Annotated in this window: 20 protein-coding genes and 1 pseudogene; 14 read left to right on the top strand and 7 right to left on the bottom strand. The window is 61.7% G+C overall.

Going from position 1 to position 18,450, the window contains the following annotated elements; translation table 11 throughout:
- The 11 genes and pseudogenes from VZ95_RS00275 to VZ95_RS00230 all read left to right on the top strand — a co-directional run.
- Positions 1-548 (top strand): transporter substrate-binding protein (locus VZ95_RS00275; RefSeq protein ID WP_045774105.1); only part of this gene is annotated, 548 nt, incomplete at its 5' end.
- Positions 549-653: 105 nt separating this feature from the next.
- Positions 654-2,252 (top strand): urea ABC transporter permease subunit UrtB, encoded by a 1,599-nt coding sequence (gene urtB / locus VZ95_RS00270; RefSeq protein ID WP_045774104.1) that lies wholly within the window; start codon positions 654-656, stop codon positions 2,250-2,252.
- Positions 2,249-3,385 (top strand): urea ABC transporter permease subunit UrtC, encoded by a 1,137-nt coding sequence (gene urtC / locus VZ95_RS23690; RefSeq protein WP_045774103.1) that lies wholly within the window; start codon positions 2,249-2,251, stop codon positions 3,383-3,385. The genes urtB and urtC overlap by 4 nt, the downstream gene beginning before the upstream one ends.
- Before the next feature lie 6 nt (positions 3,386-3,391).
- Positions 3,392-4,150, top strand: coding sequence for an urea ABC transporter ATP-binding protein UrtD (gene urtD, locus VZ95_RS23685; protein WP_045774102.1), 759 nt, complete (start codon positions 3,392-3,394; stop codon positions 4,148-4,150).
- A gap of 9 nt (positions 4,151-4,159) precedes the next feature.
- Positions 4,160-4,855, top strand: a complete 696-nt coding sequence (gene urtE, locus VZ95_RS00255) for an urea ABC transporter ATP-binding subunit UrtE (protein ID WP_045774101.1) — start codon at positions 4,160-4,162, stop codon at positions 4,853-4,855.
- Complete coding sequence (locus VZ95_RS00250; protein WP_052711343.1) at positions 4,830-5,681, top strand: urease accessory protein UreD; 852 nt, start codon at positions 4,830-4,832, stop codon at positions 5,679-5,681. The genes urtE and VZ95_RS00250 overlap by 26 nt, the downstream gene beginning before the upstream one ends.
- Entirely contained in the window at positions 5,682-5,984 is a 303-nt protein-coding gene (locus VZ95_RS00245) for an urease subunit gamma (RefSeq protein WP_045774100.1), read from the top strand.
- Between the two features lie 28 nt (positions 5,985-6,012).
- Positions 6,013-6,563: pseudogene (locus VZ95_RS29025) on the top strand (HupE/UreJ family protein).
- Positions 6,564-6,663: 100 nt separating this feature from the next.
- A complete protein-coding gene (gene ureC / locus VZ95_RS00235) occupies positions 6,664-8,619 on the top strand; it encodes an urease subunit alpha (protein ID WP_232302409.1) in 1,956 nt (651 codons plus the stop codon).
- A 59-nt stretch (positions 8,620-8,678) separates the two neighbouring features.
- A complete protein-coding gene (locus VZ95_RS26415; protein WP_052711342.1) occupies positions 8,679-8,888 on the top strand; it encodes a divergent polysaccharide deacetylase family protein in 210 nt (69 codons plus the stop codon).
- Positions 8,888-9,415 carry a divergent polysaccharide deacetylase family protein gene (locus VZ95_RS00230; RefSeq protein WP_052711341.1) on the top strand — a complete coding sequence of 176 codons (528 nt, stop codon included), beginning with the start codon at positions 8,888-8,890 and terminating at the stop codon, positions 9,413-9,415. Before VZ95_RS26415 ends, VZ95_RS00230 begins: the two co-directional genes overlap by 1 nt.
- Positions 9,416-9,417: 2 nt before the next feature.
- Here VZ95_RS00230 and VZ95_RS00225 read toward each other — a convergent pair whose 3' ends face one another.
- The 5 genes from VZ95_RS00225 to VZ95_RS21270 all read right to left on the bottom strand — a co-directional run bounded on the left by VZ95_RS00225 (position 9,418) and on the right by VZ95_RS21270 (position 13,711).
- The gene (locus VZ95_RS00225) at positions 9,418-10,923 is read right to left on the bottom strand and encodes a malonate--CoA ligase (RefSeq protein ID WP_045774099.1); all 1,506 of its coding nucleotides are present in this window, start codon (positions 10,921-10,923) and stop codon (positions 9,418-9,420) included.
- Positions 10,924-10,944: 21 nt separating this feature from the next.
- Positions 10,945-11,922: a methylglyoxal synthase gene (locus VZ95_RS00220; protein ID WP_045774098.1), complete on the bottom strand. Its 978-nt coding sequence runs from the start codon at positions 11,920-11,922 to the stop codon at positions 10,945-10,947.
- Between the two features lie 44 nt (positions 11,923-11,966).
- Positions 11,967-12,266 carry a hypothetical protein gene (locus VZ95_RS00215; protein ID WP_045774097.1) on the bottom strand — a complete coding sequence of 100 codons (300 nt, stop codon included), beginning with the start codon at positions 12,264-12,266 and terminating at the stop codon, positions 11,967-11,969.
- 160 nt (positions 12,267-12,426) lie between these two features.
- The gene (locus VZ95_RS00210; RefSeq protein ID WP_045774096.1) at positions 12,427-12,654 is read right to left on the bottom strand and encodes a hypothetical protein; all 228 of its coding nucleotides are present in this window, start codon (positions 12,652-12,654) and stop codon (positions 12,427-12,429) included.
- A gap of 214 nt (positions 12,655-12,868) precedes the next feature.
- Positions 12,869-13,711 (bottom strand): phytoene/squalene synthase family protein, encoded by an 843-nt coding sequence (locus VZ95_RS21270; protein ID WP_198147997.1) that lies wholly within the window; start codon positions 13,709-13,711, stop codon positions 12,869-12,871.
- Between the two features lie 114 nt (positions 13,712-13,825).
- Here VZ95_RS21270 and VZ95_RS00200 point away from each other — a divergent pair, with 114 nt between their 5' ends.
- Positions 13,826-14,425 carry a superoxide dismutase gene (locus tag VZ95_RS00200; protein ID WP_045774095.1) on the top strand — a complete coding sequence of 200 codons (600 nt, stop codon included), beginning with the start codon at positions 13,826-13,828 and terminating at the stop codon, positions 14,423-14,425.
- A 39-nt stretch (positions 14,426-14,464) separates the two neighbouring features.
- On the opposite strand, the gene VZ95_RS00195 is transcribed toward VZ95_RS00200, so the two are convergent.
- Both VZ95_RS00195 and lpdA read right to left on the bottom strand, forming a co-directional pair.
- Complete coding sequence (locus VZ95_RS00195) at positions 14,465-15,202, bottom strand: substrate-binding periplasmic protein (RefSeq protein WP_045774094.1); 738 nt, start codon at positions 15,200-15,202, stop codon at positions 14,465-14,467.
- A gap of 158 nt (positions 15,203-15,360) precedes the next feature.
- Complete coding sequence (lpdA, locus tag VZ95_RS00190) at positions 15,361-16,770, bottom strand: dihydrolipoyl dehydrogenase (protein ID WP_045774093.1); 1,410 nt, start codon at positions 16,768-16,770, stop codon at positions 15,361-15,363.
- 288 nt (positions 16,771-17,058) lie between these two features.
- Between lpdA and VZ95_RS00185 the strand changes: the two genes are divergently transcribed.
- Positions 17,059-18,261: an MFS transporter gene (locus tag VZ95_RS00185; RefSeq protein ID WP_045774092.1), complete on the top strand. Its 1,203-nt coding sequence runs from the start codon at positions 17,059-17,061 to the stop codon at positions 18,259-18,261.
- A complete protein-coding gene (locus VZ95_RS27770) occupies positions 18,258-18,380 on the top strand; it encodes a hypothetical protein (protein ID WP_269747029.1) in 123 nt (40 codons plus the stop codon). Before VZ95_RS00185 ends, VZ95_RS27770 begins: the two co-directional genes overlap by 4 nt.
- The last annotated feature ends 70 nt before the right edge of the window (positions 18,381-18,450 follow it).

Here is an 18,450-nt window from a genome sequence, read left to right as displayed (position 1 = left end):
TCGCCAATGCGGGCGTGAAGGCCACCGATATTCCGGTCGTTGCCTTCTCGGTCGGTGAGGAAGAGCTTGCTGGGGTCGATACCAAGAACCTCGTCGGCCATCTCGCCGCCTGGAACTATTTCCAATCGGTGAAATCCCCGGTGAATGATGCTTTCATCGCCCAGTGGAAGACCTTCACCAAGAATCCGCAGCGCGTGACCAACGATCCGATGGAAGCCCATTACGTCGGTTTCGCCATGTGGGTGAAAGCGGTTGAAAAGGCCAAATCCTTCGAGCCGGAAGCCGTGATTGCGGCCCTGCCGGGCATCGAAGCGCCGAACCTGACCGGCGGCATCTCCAAGATGCTTCCGAACCATCACATCACGAAGCCCGTGATGATCGGCGAAATCCGCGCCGATGGTCAGTTCGACGTTGTGTGGCAAACGAAGGATCTCGTTCCGGGCGACGCTTGGTCCGACTTCCTCGACGGCTCGAAAGATCTGGAAGCCGATTGGGTTGGCAAGAAGTGTGGCAACTTCAATACCAAAACCAACACCTGCGGTAGCTAAACGCTTCCCTGTGTAACGGAGGGAGCCGGCATTCCACCGGCTCCCATTCCGATAGTCCTGCCGCTTTTTTGCCCCCCCTTTTTGCTCCCGTATTTTGGACACAGCATGACCAGATTTCTGCGGGCCTTGTTTCTCATCGCCAGTCTTGCCGGTAGCCTGCCGGGCTTTGCGCAAAGCGGGGCTTTTGAGACCGGCCTAAGCCGTTTGGCGCAAGATAGTTTTAGCGAAACCATTTTAGCGATTCCGGAAATCGCCACCTCCGGCGCGCCCACTGCTGCGCTGGTGATCGAAGGATTGGCCGACGGCCGTTTATTTTTTTCGCCGGACAAACAAATTTTCGTGAAGGACGCAGCCGGAAAGCTGATCGACGCGCGCACCGGCGCGGCTATCGGTAGCGCCCCAAGCAGCCTCAGCCCCGTCCGCCTCAATAACCGCGTCCGGAATGTGGCGCAGGGGGCGGTCGGGAACCTCGGCATTCTCAGCCCCGACGCGGTGAAGCGCAAAGAGTCGGCGCTAGCCGTGTTGCGCTCGAAGGATGCGACGGCGCTTCCCACCCTGGAAGCCGCCATTGGCCGGGAAAAAGACCGCGCCATTCTGAAGATCATGGAAACCGCCCGCGCCGCGATTCTCGTGACCAAAGCCGACGCGACCGAAAAGGACCGGCTGCTCGGTATCGCGCTGCTGCAAGAGGTCGGCACCCAAGAGGCGCTCGCGACCCTGCGCAGCCTACCCGCCGACGTTCCGGCATCGGTGACAAACGCCGCGCGGGTTGCCGCGAAGAGTATCGAGGACACGCTCGCCCTATGGGAGATCGTACAGACGGCCTGGTACGGCCTGTCGCTCGGCTCGGTGCTGCTGCTGGCCGCCATCGGCCTTGCCATCACCTTCGGCGTGATGGGCGTCATCAATATGGCCCACGGCGAAATGGTGATGATCGGTGCCTATACGACCTTCGTGGTGCAGGAGGTGATCCGCACCCATTCGCCCGGCCTGTTCGATTACTCGCTGGTCTTCGCCCTGCCGCTGGCCTTCCTGGTCGCGGGCCTCGTTGGGTTAGTGATCGAGCGCAGCGTCATCCGCTTCCTCTACGGTCGCCCGCTCGAAACGCTGCTGGCGACCTGGGGGATCAGCCTTATTCTTCAGCAAGCCGTGCGCACCTACTTCGGGCCGACCAATCAGGCCGTGGGCGCGCCCGCCTTCATGTCCGGGCTCATCGAAATCGGCGGCCTGTCGATTACCCTCGGGCGGTTGTGGATTATCGTTTTCTCCATTCTCGCCTTTTTGGCGCTGCTCGGTGCCTTACGCTATACGAGCTTCGGGTTGCAGATTCGCGCCGTAACACAGAACCGGCGTATGGCCGCTGCGATGGGCATTCGCACTAATTATATCGACGCGCTGACCTTTGCCCTCGGCTCCGGGATCGCCGGGGTTGCGGGGGTCGCCCTGTCGCAGATCGACAATGTCTCGCCGAACCTCGGGCAGAGCTACATTATCGATAGCTTCATGGTCGTAGTCTTCGGCGGCGTCGGCAATCTGTGGGGAACGCTCGTGTCGGCCCTGTCGCTTGGCATCGCCAATAAAATTCTGGAACCCTTCGCCGGGGCTGTCCTGGGTAAAATCCTGATCCTAGTCGGCCTGATCCTCTTCGTTCAGAAAAAACCGCGTGGGCTATTCCCGCAAAAGGGCCGGGGTGTCGAAGCATGAGGTCTGGCCTGTTTTCGTCGATTTCCGACCGCGCGAGTCAGGTCTTCCTCGGCATTCTGATTGCCGCTGCCGTGCTGGTTCCCGCCTCCAACCTGCTCTTGCCGGTCGACTCGGCCCTGCACGTGCCGACGCATCTCGTGTCGCTGTTCGGCAAATACCTGTGCTACGCCATGCTGGCCGTGGCGCTCGATTTGGTCTGGGGCTATTGCGGCATTCTCTCGCTCGGCCACGGCGCGTTTTTCGCGCTCGGCGGCTACGCGATGGGCATGTATCTGATGCGCCAAATCGGGCCGCGCGGCGTTTACGGCAATCCGATCCTACCCGACTTCATGGTGTTCCTGAATTATAAGGAACTGCCCTGGTTCTGGTACGGGTTCGATATGTTCCCGGTTGCGCTGCTGATGGTGCTGATCGTCCCCAGCCTGCTCGCCTTCGTCTTCGGCTGGCTCGCCTTCCGCTCGCGCGTGACCGGGGTGTACCTCTCGATCATCACCCAGGCGATGACCTATGCGCTGCTGCTGGCCTTTTTCCGCAACGATATGGGCTTCGGCGGCAATAATGGCCTGACCGATTTTAAGGATCTGCTGGGCTTCAATTTGCAGGCCGATGGCACGCGCATGACGCTGTTCGCCCTCACCGCCCTGGGGCTTTGCCTCTGCTATTGGGTGAGCCGGATTCTCGTCACCTCCACCTTCGGCAAAGTGCTGATCGCCATTCGGGACGCCGAAAGCCGCACGCGCTTCATGGGCTACCGGGTGGAACATTATAAGTTGGTGGCCTTCACCGTCTCCGCCGCGATGGCCGGGCTCGCGGGGGCGCTTTATGTGCCGCAGGTGGGGATCATCAACCCGTCCGAATTCGCCCCGGCCAACTCGATCGAAGCGGTGATCTGGGTCGCGGTTGGTGGGCGTGGTACGTTGATCGGCGCGGCTTTGGGGGCGATTATCGTCAACTTCATGAAGACGACCTTCACGACCGGCGCGCTGGCCCCCTACTGGCTATTCATGCTCGGCGGCCTGTTCATCGCCACCACGCTGTTCTTGCCGAAAGGCGTTGTCGGCGGCGTAAAAGAGTATTGGGCCAAGCGGCAAACAACAAAAGCGGCGGCTAAAACCGCCCCGGCGGCGGAGTAGCGCGCGATGAGTATCACCGTTCCCGTCTCCGCCAGCCTGCTCTATATGGACGGCGTGATGGTTTCCTTCGACGGGTATAAAGCCCTGCGCGGCCTGTCGCTCTACCTGCAACCGGGGGAAATGCGCGCGATCATCGGCCCCAACGGCGCGGGCAAAACCACGATGATGGACGTGATTACCGGCAAGACGCGCCCCGATACCGGCGATGTGATGTTCGGCGGTCGCCACGACCTCACCAAAATGGACGAAACCGCTATCGCCAATCTTGGCATTGGCCGCAAGTTCCAAAAGCCGACCGTGTTCGAAAGCCTGACCGTCGCCGATAATTTGCGCTTGGCGCTGAAGGGGGCGCGTACCCCCGGCTCGGCCCTGTTCGGCGCGCGCAACCGCATTACCGACGAGCAGATCGCGGGTATCCTCACGCGCATCCGCCTGATCGATCACCGTCACCGCATCGCGGGCGCGCTCAGTCACGGGCAGAAACAGTGGCTGGAAATCGGCATGCTGCTGGCGCAAGACCCGAAGCTGCTGCTGGTCGATGAGCCGGTCGCCGGGATGACCGACGCCGAAACCGAGGATACCGCCCACCTGCTGCGCGACATCGCCCAGACGCATTCGGTCGTGGTAGTGGAACATGATATGCACTTTATCCGTATGCTCGGCGTCACCGTGACCTGCCTGCACGAAGGTGCGGTGCTGGCAGAGGGCACCATCGATGAAGTCTCGTCCAACGAGCGCGTCGTCGAAGTTTATCTCGGTCGATAGGAGCGCCCCATGCTGAGTGTCGAAAACATCGATCTCTATTACGGCGCGGCCCAAGCCTTGCGCGACGTCTCGATTACCGCCGTGCCGAAGCAGATTACCTGCATTCTCGGGCGCAATGGCGTGGGGAAAACCAGTCTGCTGCGCGCCATCGTTGGGCAGCAGGGCATCGCGCGCGGCAAAATTCTGTGGAACGGCGAGGATATCTCAAAACTCCCGCCCTACCGGCGCGCCCGCAACGGCGTCGCTATCGTCCCGCAAGGCCGCGAGATTTTTCCGCTGCTGACGGTGCAGGAAAATCTGGAAACGGGTTTTGCCGGACTGCCGCGTAAGGAGCGGAACATTCCCGACAGCGTCTTTGCGCTGTTCCCGGTGCTGGAAGAAATGCTGGGGCGGCGTGGCGGTGATCTTTCCGGCGGGCAGCAGCAGCAGCTCGCCATTGGCCGCGCCCTGGTGATGCGCCCGAAGCTGCTGGTTCTGGACGAGCCGACCGAGGGTATTCAGCCGTCGATCATCAAAGACATTGGCCGGGCGCTGGAATTCTTACGCGAAACCACCGATATGGCGATAGTGCTGGTGGAGCAATATTTCGAGTTCGCGCGCGACCTTGCCAACAGCTACGCTGTGATGGACCGGGGGCAAGTGGTGCTCGCGGGCAAACGCGCTGAAATGGTCGAAACGGATGTCCGCCGCCATCTTGCTGTCTGAACCGCCGCGCGCGGTAACGCCGATTGGCCGCGTTCGCGTCGACGGCGGCATTCGCGCCAGCCTCGTTTGCGGCGCGCGCGGCACCGGCATCGGCACGCTGCATGAAAGCGGCGGCTACCGGCTGATGCGCCCGCGCTCCGATCACGGGTTTGAGGGGGTTATCGTCAATACCGGCGGCGGCATGGTCGGCGGTGATAAGGTTCAGATTGCGGTACGGGCGGAAGCCGGAACCCAAGGCATAATTACCTCGCAATCGGCAGAACGGGTCTATCGCGCGCTCGATTCGAACGATACCCAGGTGGATGTGCGCCTGAACGTGGCCGACGGCGCGGCGCTGGCGTGGCTACCGCAAGGAACGATCCTCTTCGACCGCGCCCGGTTGACGCGGCGCATGAACGTTGATCTCGCCGCCGATGCCCGTTTCGTCGCCGGTGAAATGCTGGTGTTCGGGCGCACCGCCTCGGGCGAGACGATGACCGCTGGAGCCTTACGCGATCATTGGCGCATCACACGCGGTGGAAAACTGATTTATGCCGATAGCGTGCGCATCGAGGGCGATATTCAGGCCCAACTCGCCCGGCCGGGTATAGCGGGCGGCGCTTACGTCGCGGGCGTATTGATGGCGGTGCTGCCGGGCGCGGTTGATCTTCTCGGTCCTGTGCGCGAAAGATTGGAAAAAGCCGCCTGCCGGGTCGCCGCCAGCGCCTGGGATGATATGCTGATCTTACGCGGCCTCGCCGACCGGCTGGAGCCGCTGGCCCAGGTTTTCGCCAGCGTCGCGCCGTTGTTGATGGGCCGCCCGTTACCCCGTGTGTGGAGCGTTTAGATGAACCTGACCCCGCGTGAAAAAGACAAGCTGCTGATTGCAATGGCGGCGATTGTCGCCCGCCGCCGCCTGGAGCGCGGCGTAAAGCTCAATCACCCGGAAGCGATTGCGCTGATTACCGATTTCGTCGTGGAAGGCGCGCGCGACGGTCGCAGCGTCGCCGATCTGATGAGCGCGGGCGCGCAGGTTCTGCGCCGCGATCAGGTGATGGCGGGCATCCCTGAGATGATCCACGACGTGCAGGTCGAAGCCACTTTTCCGGACGGCACCAAGCTCGTCACCGTTCACCAGCCCATTCGTTAAGCGAGGAAATTTTCATGAAACCCGTTCGATGATCGTGCTGGCCGCCTTGACGGTCTCCACGCCCGCTTTCGCCCACCTCGATCCCGTGGCGCACGGCTCGCTCGCCGCCGGGTTGAGCCACCCGCTGACGGGGCTCGATCATCTGCTGGCGATGCTCACGGTCGGACTGTGGTCGGCGCTCATCGGCGGACGGGCGATCTGGGCGATACCGATGGCTTTCGTCGGCTGTATGGCACTGGGCTTTAGTGCGGCGTTGATGGGGGTTGAGTTGCCCTTCGTCGAGCGACCATTCTCGCCTCGGTGATCGTGCTCGGGCTGCTGACGGCACTGGCGGTGAAAACCCCGGCCTGGGTGGGCGCGGTTCTTGTCGGCTTCTTCGCCGTGTTCCACGGCTACGCCCACGGCGGCGAAGTGGGCGATGCGTCAACCCTTAGCTTCGGGATTGGCTTTGCTATTTCGACGGCGGCGCTGCATCTCGCCGGGGTCGCCTTCGGTCTTGGGCAGAAGCGCGCGCTGCTGGCGCGTCTCTCCGGCGCGGTCGCGGCAATTGCGGGCGTTGCGCTCGCCGTGGCAGGCTAACCATGATCCCCGGCGAAATCACCCCCAAGGCGGGCGAGCTTGAGCTGAATGTTGGTCGCCCGACGATCACCCTGGAAGTCGCCAATAGTGGCGACGCCCGGTGCAAGTCGGCAGCCATTATCACTTCTATGAAACCAACGCGGCCCTGGTATTCGACCGCGCCGCCACCCTCGGTTTCCGCCTCGATATTCCCGCCGGAACCGCCGTGCGCTTCGAGCCCGGCCAGTCGCGCACGGTGACGCTGGTGGAAGTCGCGGGCGCACGCCGCGCCTTCGGGTTCCGGCAAAGCGTGATGGGAAGCCTGCCGCCGGCGGGGGCCGCGCCATCGTCGCGCAACAGCACCAGCCGCATTTCGCGCACCGCCTATGCCGATATGTTCGGCCCCACCGTGGGCGATAAGGTGCGGCTTGCCGATACCGACCTTATCATCGAGGTGGAGAAAGATCTCACCACCTACGGCGAAGAGGTGAAATTCGGCGGCGGCAAAGTGATCCGCGACGGCATGGGCCAGTCGCAAATGACGCGCGCCGAAGGGGCTGTCGATACGGTCATCACCAATGCCCTCATTCTCGACGCGATGACCGGCATCGTCAAAGCCGATATCGGCCTGAAAGACGGCAACATCGTCGCCATCGGCAAGGCCGGGAACCCGGATATTCAGCCGGATGTGACGATTGTTATCGGCCCCGGCACCGAGATTATCGCGGGCGAAGGTAAGATCATCACCGCAGGCGGGATCGACACGCACATCCACTTCATCTGCCCGCAGCAGATCGAAGAAGCCTTGATGTCCGGCGTCACCACCATGCTCGGCGGCGGCACAGGCCCTGCGGCGGGCACCAATGCCACCACCTGCACCCCCGGCCCCTGGCATATCGAACGCATGCTGCTGGCCGCCGACAGTTTCCCGATGAACCTCGCTTTTGCGGGTAAGGGCAATGCCTCGCTGCCCGACGCCCTGGAAGAACAGGTACTGGCGGGGGCGTGTGCGCTGAAGCTACACGAGGATTGGGGCACGACCCCTGCGGCCATCGACTGCTGCCTCGCCGTCGCCGATAAATACGACGTGCAGGTGATGATCCACTCCGACACGCTCAACGAAAGCGGCTTCGTCGAAGATACCATCGCCGCCTTCAAGGGCCGCACTATCCATGCCTTCCACACCGAGGGCGCGGGGGGCGGCCATGCGCCGGATATTATGCGCGTCGCGGGCTTGCCGAACGTGCTGCCCTCCTCCACCAACCCAACGCGCCCCTTCACGGTGAATACGCTCGATGAGCATCTCGACATGCTCATGGTCTGCCATCACCTCGATTCGGGGATTGCGGAAGACCTCGCCTTCGCCGAAAGCCGCATCCGCAAGGAAACCATCGCAGCGGAAGATATTCTGCACGATCTCGGCGCGCTCGCGATGATGTCCTCGGACAGTCAGGCGATGGGCCGCATCGGCGAAGTCATCCTGCGCACCTGGCAGACCGCCCATAAGATGAAGCAGCAGCGCGGGCCGCTCGGGGACGATGCCGCACGCGGCAACGATAACTTCCGCGCCAAACGCTATATCGCCAAATATACCATCAACCCCGCCCGCTCCCACGGCATGAGCCGCCATATCGGTTCGGTCGAAGTGGGCAAGCTTGCCGACCTCGTGATCTGGTCACCCGCCTTCTTCGGCGTGAAGCCCGATATGGTTATCAAAGGCGGTATGATCGCGGCGGCGGCGATGGGCGATCCAAACGCCTCCATCCCAACCCCGCAGCCCGTCCACTACCGCCCGATGTTCGGCAGCTTCGGCAAAGCCAAAACCGCAAGCTGCATCACCTTCGTCTCCAAAGCGGCGCTCGACGGCGGCGTGAAGGAACGGCTCGGCCTCGCAAAGCGCGTTGAAGCGGTGGAAAATGTGCGTGGCGGCCTCTCCAAAGCCGATATGGTGTTCAACGACGCCACCCCCACGATCACCATCGACCCGGAAACCTACGAAGTCCGCGCCGACGGCGAGTTGCTGGTGTGCGAGCCCGCAAAAGAACTGCCGATGGCGCAAAGATACTTCTTGTTCTAGGGGGCTCGGCCCCCAACCCCGCTCAAGGGGCTACGGCCCCTTGAGAACTCCACGAGGGCTTGAGCTCGCCGTGGAAACGCTACGCCGTCGCGGCCCCGCCCAGCGAGGGCCGGGCGAAAGTGGTGATCGTTATCGACGATATGGGGGTGGACCGCGCCCGCTCGGCCCAGACGGTCGCTTTGCCGGGGCCGCTCACGCTTTCCTATCTGCCTACGGCCAGAACCTCCCCGCGCAAACGGCGGAAGCCCATCATCGCGGGCACGAACTGATGGTTCATATGCCGATGCAGCCCGTTCTGCCGATGGACCCCGGCCCGGACGCGCTGACGATGGCACTCTCGCCCGAAGAAGTGCAGCGCCGCGTCCGCAGCAATCTTGGGAAATTCGACGGCTATGTCGGCATCAATAATCACATGGGCAGCCGCTTCACCACGTGGGAGGCGGGGATGACGCCGGTGATCGCCGAATTGCGCGCGCGCGGGCTGCTGTGGCTCGATAGTCGCACCTCGGCGCAATCGGTCGGCACGCCGCTCGCCCGCAAAATGGCGGTGCCGAATATCGACCGCGACGTTTTCTTAGACGATGACCCCTCGCTCGACGGGGTGCGCAAGCAGTTGCGCCATCTCGAAACCGTGGCGTTGCGCACCGGCAAGGGCGTCGCTATCGGCCACCCGAAGGATAATACGATTGCCGCCCTGCGCGAATGGCTGCCGACGCTAGCCGGCAAGGGCCTCGTTCTGGTGCCGATTACCGCCGTGGTGAAGGCCCCCGCCGCGCAAAGCGTGAGCCTTCCGTAAGCTCAGGCCTTCGGCGGAAAATAGGTTTGCCTAAGAATGTTTTTCTGTACCTTGCCCATCGCGTTGCGCGGTAAATCGGGCGTGAAGAAGACGGCTTTCGGCACTTTAAAGTTGGCGAGGTGGCTTTTGACGTGCTCGACCACCGCCTCTTCGCTCAGGCTTGCGCCCGGCTTCAGCACAATGACGGCAGCAACCGCCTCGCCGAAATCCGGGTGGGGCATGGCGATGACGGCGCTTTCTTCGATACTGGGCACGGCATCCAGCAGCTCTTCGATTTCCTTGGGATAGACGTTCAGCCCGCCGCAGATGATGAGATCCTTCGCGCGCCCGACGATGCTGATGTAGCCGCTTGCGTCGCGCTTGCCCATATCGCCGGTTTTGAACCAACCGTCCTCGGTGAAATCTTCTTTGGTTTTTTCCGGCATTTGCCAATAGCCGCGAAAGATATTCGGGCCTTTCAGCAGAATCGCGCCGGTTTCGCCCGTGGCGCTCTCCGCCCCCGCCTCATCGACGATGCGCACGCTGACGCCGGGCAGCGGCAGGCCGACGGTGCCGCCGATCCGTTCGCCATCCCAGGGGTTCGAAATCGCCATTTGCACTTCGGTCATGCCGTAGCGCTCCAGAATCACCTGCCCGGTGCGGGCGGTGAATTCCTGGAAGGTTTCGATCAGCAGCGGGGCCGAGCCGGAGATGAAGAGGCGCATATTGGCAACCGCCTCTTTGCCAAAGTCGGGCAGGGACAGAAGCCGCGTGTAGAAAGTCGGCACGCCCATCAGTACGGTGGCGCGCGCAAGATCCTTCAGCACCGCCGCCGCGTCGAACTTCGCGTGCCACAGCATCGGGCTCGCATTATAGAGCGCGTTATTGCAGGCGACGAACAGCCCGTGGACGTGGAAAATCGGCAGGGCGTGCAGCAGTATATCGCCCGGCACCCAGCCCCAGAATTGATTGGTCACGGCGACATTGGTCGAAAGATTGCCGTGGGTCAGCATCGCGCCCTTCGCCCGCCCGGTGGTGCCGGAGGTGTAGAGAATCGCCGCCATATCGTCATCAGCGCTGGTGACGGTGGTGAAACGATCGCTTTGCCCGGCGGCGGCTTCGGTCAGCGCGCCGCTGCCATCGCTTTCGAGGGTGAGCACGGTTGCGCCCCCGGCGATGCCAGTAATCGCATCGAGATTGGCGGCGCGGCAAACCACCAGTTTCGGCGCGGCATTCTCCAGAAAATAGGCGACTTCGGAGGTTTGATAGGCGGCATTCAGCGGCAAAAAGGCAAAGCCAGCCCGCTGCACGCCGAGGCAGAGAATCAGCGCTTCGGGCGATTTATCGACTTGGGCGGCAACGCGGTCTTCCTTGGTCAGCCCGAGGCCGGTGAGTAAATTGGCGATGCGCGCCGTCGCTTGATCCAACTCCCGGAAGGTAATGATCCGGCCTTCGGTAGTTTCGATGCAGGTGGCATCGAGCTTATGCTGAAATCGCGCGTAGAGCGTTGCATAGATATTCGCGTTCACCGCTTCCCCCTGTTTGATTTCTTAGGTTTTTAGTTTCGGCGCAAGCCCGGCGGCGAGCGCTTGCGTCCAGAGCGCCGCCCAGGTTTGGGCTGTGACCGGATCGTGCAGGCAGGCGTTTTGGTAGGTATTGAGCCGGGCAATCCGCTCCAACAGTTGAATATCCGCCTCATGTTCGCGGGCAACATGGGGATCTTCAAAGAATAGAATTGTCGCGCCCGGTTCGCGCAGGACACGGTCGGCAATCTGGGCGTCGCCGCCTTTCGGGCCGGAGAGGTAGGAGGTGGTCCAGGGCGTCGAACGCCCCGACAGCCGGGCGGCTTGGCGCGATACCTGTTCTCGGAGGGCTTCGGGCACCGCGCCTAAGCGCTCCGGCACCTGCCCATTCAGCAGCCCGCCGGTAGTGCCGGTGGAGAGCCGCAGGCGGAATTGATCGAGCAGTGGAAACCAGGTTTCCACATAGCCGAGCATCGCCGCTTTGCGCGTGTCGTGCGCTACAAGGCCGAGGGTGGTGGCACTTGGGAGGGTTGCGGCGGCAGCGGGATCGTCCAAACGGCAAAGATGCTGTGCGGCGCTAACCGGGTCATGCGCAATCCATTGCAGCAGGCACCATTCCGAGGCGGCGCGGACTGTTGCTAGGAACGGCCTGCCATGCACGACACACTGCCGCTTAAGCGCAATCGATTCGGGAAACAGCGAAATCAAATCCCCTGGATCGGCGAGATAGATCACCCAATCGATGTCGCCTTCCACGAGCCGCGCCGCCACGGTGGCGATTGAGCCTTCCTCCCACGGCGGCAGCACGTCCCAATGGGGATAGCCGGTGAGAAACCCCGCCGCCTGTGCCGCCTCATAGGTCGTGCGCATCGCCACCAGCTTGGCCGGGCAGACATGGGTGAGGAAGGGGACCAGCACCGTCAGCAAGGCGGATAGCGGACTATTCTCCGAGCGGCGAAAACCGGGGCTGGCGAGCAGGGCGATGGTGGGGGGCTTTGGCATCATGGCGTCGGCAGGCTAGCAAGTGGCGTGCGGGGCGGCAATGCACCTCACGCCGAAACCCGCTGCGACACGAGCACCACATCGACGCCGAAAATCTGGCGCATCCCGCGCCCGATCATCGCCGCCTGCTCCTGCCCGAGGCCATCGACTTGAATATCAACGGAGACATCCTCGCCGTGTTGGCGGGCGTAGAGCGCGCTCGGCACCAGTCCGCGCTTGGCGAAAGGCTCCAGCAGGCGCGGCAAGAGGCCAGGGTCGGCTAAAGCCGAGACCGAAAAACAGGCAGTGGTGTGGGAGAGATCAACGGCAACCGCAGCATCGGCGGCGCGTAAAAGGGATTGTGACACGGGTCACTCCTCGGAGAATCAGCCTAAAAACGCAAAAAATACTGCCCGACCCTTAACGAAGGGCCGGGTTCGTAATTCGCAGGCTGAGTCCGAGGATCAATGTCATAGCGGTAGACTATCCGACCAAGGGTTTCCAAGGCAAGCCTTAGAAGCCTCCTTACTATTCCAGATCGGCGCGCGTCGGCGTGAATTCTACAGTGATCGCTTCACCCGCCACACCCTTGCGCTCGATCAGCCACCCGGCTTCCTGGTAGCGCTGCATGATCGAGTGCAGAATGCGGTCGGTCACCATTTTCGTCGGCAGCGGCACCGTTACGGTGAGGCCGGGAAAATAGTTTTCTTCCAGGAATTCATCGATCTTTTTTTTCGATGACCCGTAAAACTTCATATTCGCTTTTCGACAGGCGAAAGGCCTGGAACGGCGTAATCGGCATGGCGTTCCCACTTCGTTAGACCGAAAGGCAGGGCGGCAACCGGCCCCCCCGGACCCTTTGCGAGTCGAAGAAAAACCTAAGCTTTCTTCAGCAAGCGCTTGAATATGGCTGAAAACCCCCCTGTTTGGCAAGCCTGGGATGGCGGACCGGGGCAAGCTTTTTTCGGATTTAAAGCCGCCCGAGGCGCAACGCCCACCAGAGGTGCAGCGGTAACAGCCCATCGGGCCGGGCACGAAGCTGTGCTGCCGCCAGAAACGGATCGCCGCCTGCGGCCTTCAAACCTTTCATCAGGCGGCGGGCGAGGGTTCCGGTGAGAAGGGCGGCCCCGCCCGCCCGGCGCGCGCGCGGCAGGGTTGCCAAGCTCTGTTCGATCTCCTGCGTGAACGCCAACACCAGTTTCGAGAGGGCTTCCGAGGGCACCCCATCGCGGATGCTGCGGGCGGTAAGCCCCGCCGCGCCGAGTCGGTCCAACGGCAGATCGACGCGGCCCAACTGCGCGCGCCGGGCGATGCCGATGAGGGTTCCGGCTTTGGCATAGGCGCTCGCCCGCAGTGCCGCCTGTTCGGGATCGGCTCCGGTGATTTGGGCTGCAAGCCGCCCCAGCATGCCGCCGGTGGCATCCAGATAGGCGGCGAACTCCGCCTCCGTTCCGGGGGGCGGCATTTGCAGATCTTGCTCGCGCCCATCGATTAGGGCGGCGAAGGGGGCGTGGGGTAGGGCGAAGCGGCGGATGGTGTCGGCGAGCGGGGTGACGACCTCGTGCTTGCGCGGGGTTTGCCCGGCGAAAATTTCGCCCAAAGTCTCCCGCCACCATTGCAGGCGAATCTGCCCCAGCATCGGCTCGCTCACCATCTCGCGGGTTTTGGCGACTTCCAGATTGAAGGCATAGAGTGCGAATAAGCCTTCGCGTGCCTCGGCCGGGGCCAGTAAAGCTGTGAGAAACCGCGCTTTATCGCCCTGCCGCAGCAGGGTTCCGCAGGCAGAGAGCGGGGCGGGCGGCGGATTTTCCACGGACAAACCATCCTTTTTTAGAACAACCCTAATTTGCCAAGGGTTCCCTTCGGCGACGAACATCCTTATCTAATGGTCTGGTTTCACTCACCACCTAATTTTTCGAGGACACCAATGGCTTTCGAACTTCCCGCTCTGCCCTTCGCTCCGAACGCGCTCGAGCCGCACATGTCCGCACAGACCTTTAGCTTCCACCATGCGAAGCATCATCAGGCCTATGTGACCAACCTCAATAACCTGATTAAAGACACCCCCCTGGCCGATAAAACGCTTGAAGAGATTATTCTCGACGCAGCGAAAGACCCCGCCAAGGCCGGTATCTTTAATAATGCCGCCCAGGTGTGGAACCACACGTTCTTCTGGAATTGCCTCAAGCCGAATGGCGGCGGCACGCCCACGGGCGACCTGTTGGCCAAGATCGAAGCCGCTTTTGGCTCCTTCGATGCCTTCAAGGACCAGTTCAAGGCGGCTGCCGTCGGCCAGTTCGGCTCCGGCTGGGCCTGGCTCGTCGTCGAAGGCGGCGCGCTGAAGATCACCAAAACCCCGAACGCCGATCTGCCGATGGCCCACGGCCAAACCGCGCTTCTCACGGTCGATGTGTGGGAACACGCCTATTATCTGGATTTCCAAAACCGCCGCCCGGATTTCGTGCAGTCGTTCCTGGATAATCTGGTGAACTGGGACTTCGTCGCGGCGAACCTCGCCAAGGCGTAAGGCTTTCGGCCGGGGGCATTAAACCCCCGGCCTTTTTATCTATTGCCGCGCGGCGAAATAGGCTTTTTGCAGTTCAGGAATATTCAGGGTGGCGAGCCCTTGCGTAAAAAGGGCCAGATGTTTTTGCCCGGCGGCAGTCTTATTGAAGGCAACGACCAGGGGCATTTCTTCCAGGTTTAGTTTGAACGCCACGGTCCCTTTCACGTCGGCAAGGCGCGAATCGGTGTGGAGCATATGACCCAGCACGAATTCATCGATTTCGGCGGCATCAATCCGGCCCGCCGCGAGCTTTCTGATATTCGTCAGATCGTCGCTCGCTTCGTCGAGCTTCAGCCCGCCACGGACGGCCTCTGCCAGAGGTTTTGAGTTTTTATAGCCGGCGACGGCACCGATCTTGAGCGGTTTAAGCGCTTCGACCGTTGCTGCCGGAACGGGGCGGTTTTTCAGCAAGGCTAGTCCAACGCGGCTGCTGCCAATCGACGGCGATCCCGTGAACTCGGGGCGAACCCCTTCGGGATAAGCCGGAAAATAGCCGACAACTTCCTGAGAATCTTTGGCTTTTTCGATTGCCCGTAGCCAGGGAAGAAACTCGATTTCGACCGACACACCAGCGGCTTTAAAGGCCTCCCGCGCAATATAACTATTGAACCCCCCGTCGGCCTCGCCGGGGCAGGTAAAGGGGCACCAGTCCAGTGTGGTCAGCTTAACGGGCTGCTGAGCGAAAGCGTGAGGGGCGGCAAACGTCAGAAAACAGGCCGATATTAGGATTTTACGCATTTTCGCCTCGCCGATAGAGTTGCCTCGTCTAAAATATTATTTAAGCGAGCTTAATTATTGGTTACACGAGGATTGCATTTTGTATTTTTCGTAGGTGCTTAAAAAAAGGGCTTGAGCAGGAAGCTCAAGCCCAAAAAAAAATGCTAAAATCTCAGGGGTTACATATTCAGCGTGCGGCCATTGGCGGCAAGGCCCGCTTCCTTGATGACTTCCGAGACGGTCGGATGTGCGTGGCAGGTGCGGGCGATATCTTCGGCGGACGCCCCGAATTCCATCGCGAGCGCCGCTTCGGCAATAAGCGTCCCGGCGTCGGCGTGGATGATGTGGCAGCCCAAGACCTTATCGGTGCGCGCATCGGTGAGGATCTTCACGAAGCCTTCGATATCGCCATTCGCCCGGGCGCGGGCGTTGACGCTGAAGGGGACTTTGCCGACTTTATAGTCGATGCCCGCCGCCTTCAGTTCTTCTTCGGTCTTGCCGACGCTGGCGACTTCCGGCGACGTATAGATGACCGAGGGGATCACGTCGTAATTTACGTGCCCGGCCTGGCCCGCCAGCAGTTCGGCGATGGCGACACCCTCTTCTTCGGCCTTATGGGCCAGCATCGGCCCGGTAATCACGTCGCCGATGGCGAAGATCGACGGAACTGAGGATTTATAGTGGTGATCCACCACCACCCGGCCCTTCGGATCGAGCGCAACGCCAACTTTATCGAGCCCGAGATTATCGGTATAGGGGCGGCGACCGATGGCGACCAACACCACATCGGCATCCAGCGTTTCGGCGGCCCCGCCCGCAGCCGGTTCAAGGGTAAGGGTGACGCCCGCCTTACCCTTTTCGCCCTTCACCACCTTCTTGCCCAGCTTGAAGTCCATGCCCTGTTTCGCCAGCACGCGCTGAACATTCTTGGCAATTTCGCCGTCCATACCGGGGATCAGGCGATCCAAAAACTCCACAACGGTGACTTTCGCGCCCAGGCGCTGCCAGACCGAGCCGAGTTCGAGGCCGATGACGCCGCCGCCAATGACAACGAGATGCTTCGGCACTGCGCCCAAGGCGAGCGCGCCAGTGGAGGAGACAATCACTTGCTCATCGATGGTCAGGCCGGGCAGGGCGACAACGTCCGACCCGGTGGCGATGATGATATTCTTCGCCGTCAGCACTTCTTCGCCGCCGTCATTGAGCACGACTTTCACCGTGTTCGGGCCGGTAATCGTCGCGGCTCCTTTGAACGGCGTCACCTTGTTCTTTTTGAACAGGAAGTCGATACCCTTAACGGTATCGCCAACCACCTTATCTTTCCGCGCCATCATCTTCGGCAGATCAAGCTTAACCTCGCCGACCGAGAAGCCGTGATCGCTGAGGCCGTGCTGGGCGAGATGGAAATATTCCGACGATTTCAGCAGCGCTTTCGAGGGAATGCAGCCGACATTCAGGCAGGTGCCGCCGAAGGCGCCGCGCTTATCGATGCAGGCCGTCTTCAGGCCAAGCTGGGCGGCGCGGATCGCACCGATGTAGCCGCCGGGACCACCGCCCACAAAAACCACATCGAAATTATTGTCGGCCATCGTAACGACTCCTCGCCTAACTGCGCTTTATCCAAAAAGCGGGCAGGGGTTTCGACCAGGGAAGCCGAAATCCTACCCTGATGCCGTGGGTGTAGCGGAACCGCGCCGGAAAGGAAAGGGAGGCGCGCGCGCAACATTCGAACCTCTGCCCCGCGCCGCACACAGGCCCGTGACGGGCGGGGATTTTATCCATGCAAATTTCGTATTGTTACCACGACATCTATTCGATTGAGCGCGGTTGCACAAATCTCTAGGGTGAAACTCAGCAGGTTTTGAGGGGGATAGTCTATGCGCGGCCAAACGCTCATCGTTCTTGTGTCGGGGGTGATGATGCTCATCATCGCTATGGGCACGCGCCAATCGTTCGGGATTTTCGTCCCGGCCCTGTCGATGGATCTCGACGTGGGGCGCAGCGTCATCGGCCTATCGCTGGCGTTTCAGCAGTTGCTCTGGGGCGTGTGCCAGCCGGTGATTGGGCTGTTTTCCGACCGTTGGGGCTCCGTGCGCATCGGCATGGCGGGCGGGCTGATTTACGCCTTGGGGCTGATCCTCACCTATGTTTGGGCCGATCCGGTCGGGCTGCAATTCTCGCTCGGCGTGATGATCGGTATCGGTTTGTCGGGTACTACCTACGGCACCGTGCTCGGCGCGGTTGGGCGGATGGTGCCGCCGGAAAAGCGCACGCAGGCGTTTGGGATTTGCACCGCGGCGGGGTCTTTCGGCATGTTCGCCGTGGTGCCGGGCGCACAATATATGTTGGATCAGATGGGCTGGGGCGGGGCCTTCCTTGTGCTGGCAGTGATGGCCGCGCTGATGATTCCGCTCTCCTTGGGCCTTAAAACGCCGCTACCGCCGCAAGGCCAGGGCTTTGGGGCCGATCTGAAGCCGACGATCCGCACGGCGCTTGGCAACGGCTCCTACTGGCTGTTGAACATCGGCTTTTTCGTCTGCGGTTTCCACGTCGCGTTCGTCGCCACCCATCTGCCGGCGTTTTTGCGCGACAATAATATGCCGAGCAGCGTCACGGCCTGGGCGCTGGCGATGATTGGGCTGTTCAATATTATCGGCTCGTATCTGTTCGGGCAGTTGGGCGCACGGTTCTCGCCGAAATATCTGCTGAGCCTCGTTTATGCGGCGCGCGGCGTGGTGATTACGCTGTTCCTCGTGCTGCCGCTGAGCCCGGTTACGGCGGTTGCTTTCGGCGCGGGGATGGGCTTCCTCTGGCTCGGCACGGTGCCGCTAACCTCCGGCATCGTCGCGCGGATGTTCGGCATGCGCTATATGGCGATGCTCTATGGGTTCGTGTTCATGTTCCACCAGCTCGGCGCATTCCTGGGCGCATTCGGCGGCGGTTGGGCTTATGACCATCTGCAATCCTATGATCTAATCTGGTATCTTTCGATTGCCCTCGCGCTGATGGCCGCGGTGGTGCATTTACCGATTTCGGAAAAAGCCGTGCCGGTGCGCGGCGCGGTGGGACAGACGCCATGACGCAGAAACTGTTCTTTTGGACGCTGGCCGGGGGGGCGATTGTCGCAGCCCTGGCACTTTGGGCCGAAATGGGGCTCGCCGTCGCCCTCGGCGACGCGGCGTGGTTCTGTATTAGCTGACCAAGGCCCGGCAGCGGGCGATCACCGCGTCGAACATCGCCTCGGTCAGGCGGCCCGTATTCGTATTGTA

The organism is Elstera litoralis, from assembly GCF_000963705.1.
Taxonomy (GTDB): domain Bacteria; phylum Pseudomonadota; class Alphaproteobacteria; order Elsterales; family Elsteraceae; genus Elstera; species Elstera litoralis.
This window is presented reverse-complemented; position numbering and strand designations above follow the sequence as displayed.

Coding starts and splice junctions, on each gene's coding strand:
- urtB (WP_045774104.1), top strand. CDS start 654: ATGACCAGATTTCTGCGGGCCTTGTTTCTCATCGCCAGTCTTGCCGGT.
- urtC (WP_045774103.1), top strand. CDS start 2,249: ATGAGGTCTGGCCTGTTTTCGTCGATTTCCGACCGCGCGAGTCAGGTC.
- urtD (WP_045774102.1), top strand. CDS start 3,392: ATGAGTATCACCGTTCCCGTCTCCGCCAGCCTGCTCTATATGGACGGC.
- urtE (WP_045774101.1), top strand. CDS start 4,160: ATGCTGAGTGTCGAAAACATCGATCTCTATTACGGCGCGGCCCAAGCC.
- VZ95_RS00250 (WP_052711343.1), top strand. CDS start 4,830: ATGTCCGCCGCCATCTTGCTGTCTGAACCGCCGCGCGCGGTAACGCCG.
- VZ95_RS00245 (WP_045774100.1), top strand. CDS start 5,682: ATGAACCTGACCCCGCGTGAAAAAGACAAGCTGCTGATTGCAATGGCG.
- VZ95_RS00230 (WP_052711341.1), top strand. CDS start 8,888: ATGGTTCATATGCCGATGCAGCCCGTTCTGCCGATGGACCCCGGCCCG.
- VZ95_RS00220 (WP_045774098.1), bottom strand. CDS start 11,922: ATGATGCCAAAGCCCCCCACCATCGCCCTGCTCGCCAGCCCCGGTTTT.
- VZ95_RS00210 (WP_045774096.1), bottom strand. CDS start 12,654: ATGAAGTTTTACGGGTCATCGAAAAAAAAGATCGATGAATTCCTGGAA.
- VZ95_RS00200 (WP_045774095.1), top strand. CDS start 13,826: ATGGCTTTCGAACTTCCCGCTCTGCCCTTCGCTCCGAACGCGCTCGAG.
- VZ95_RS00195 (WP_045774094.1), bottom strand. CDS start 15,202: ATGCGTAAAATCCTAATATCGGCCTGTTTTCTGACGTTTGCCGCCCCT.
- lpdA (WP_045774093.1), bottom strand. CDS start 16,770: ATGGCCGACAATAATTTCGATGTGGTTTTTGTGGGCGGTGGTCCCGGC.
- VZ95_RS00185 (WP_045774092.1), top strand. CDS start 17,059: ATGCGCGGCCAAACGCTCATCGTTCTTGTGTCGGGGGTGATGATGCTC.
- VZ95_RS27770 (WP_269747029.1), top strand. CDS start 18,258: ATGACGCAGAAACTGTTCTTTTGGACGCTGGCCGGGGGGGCGATTGTC.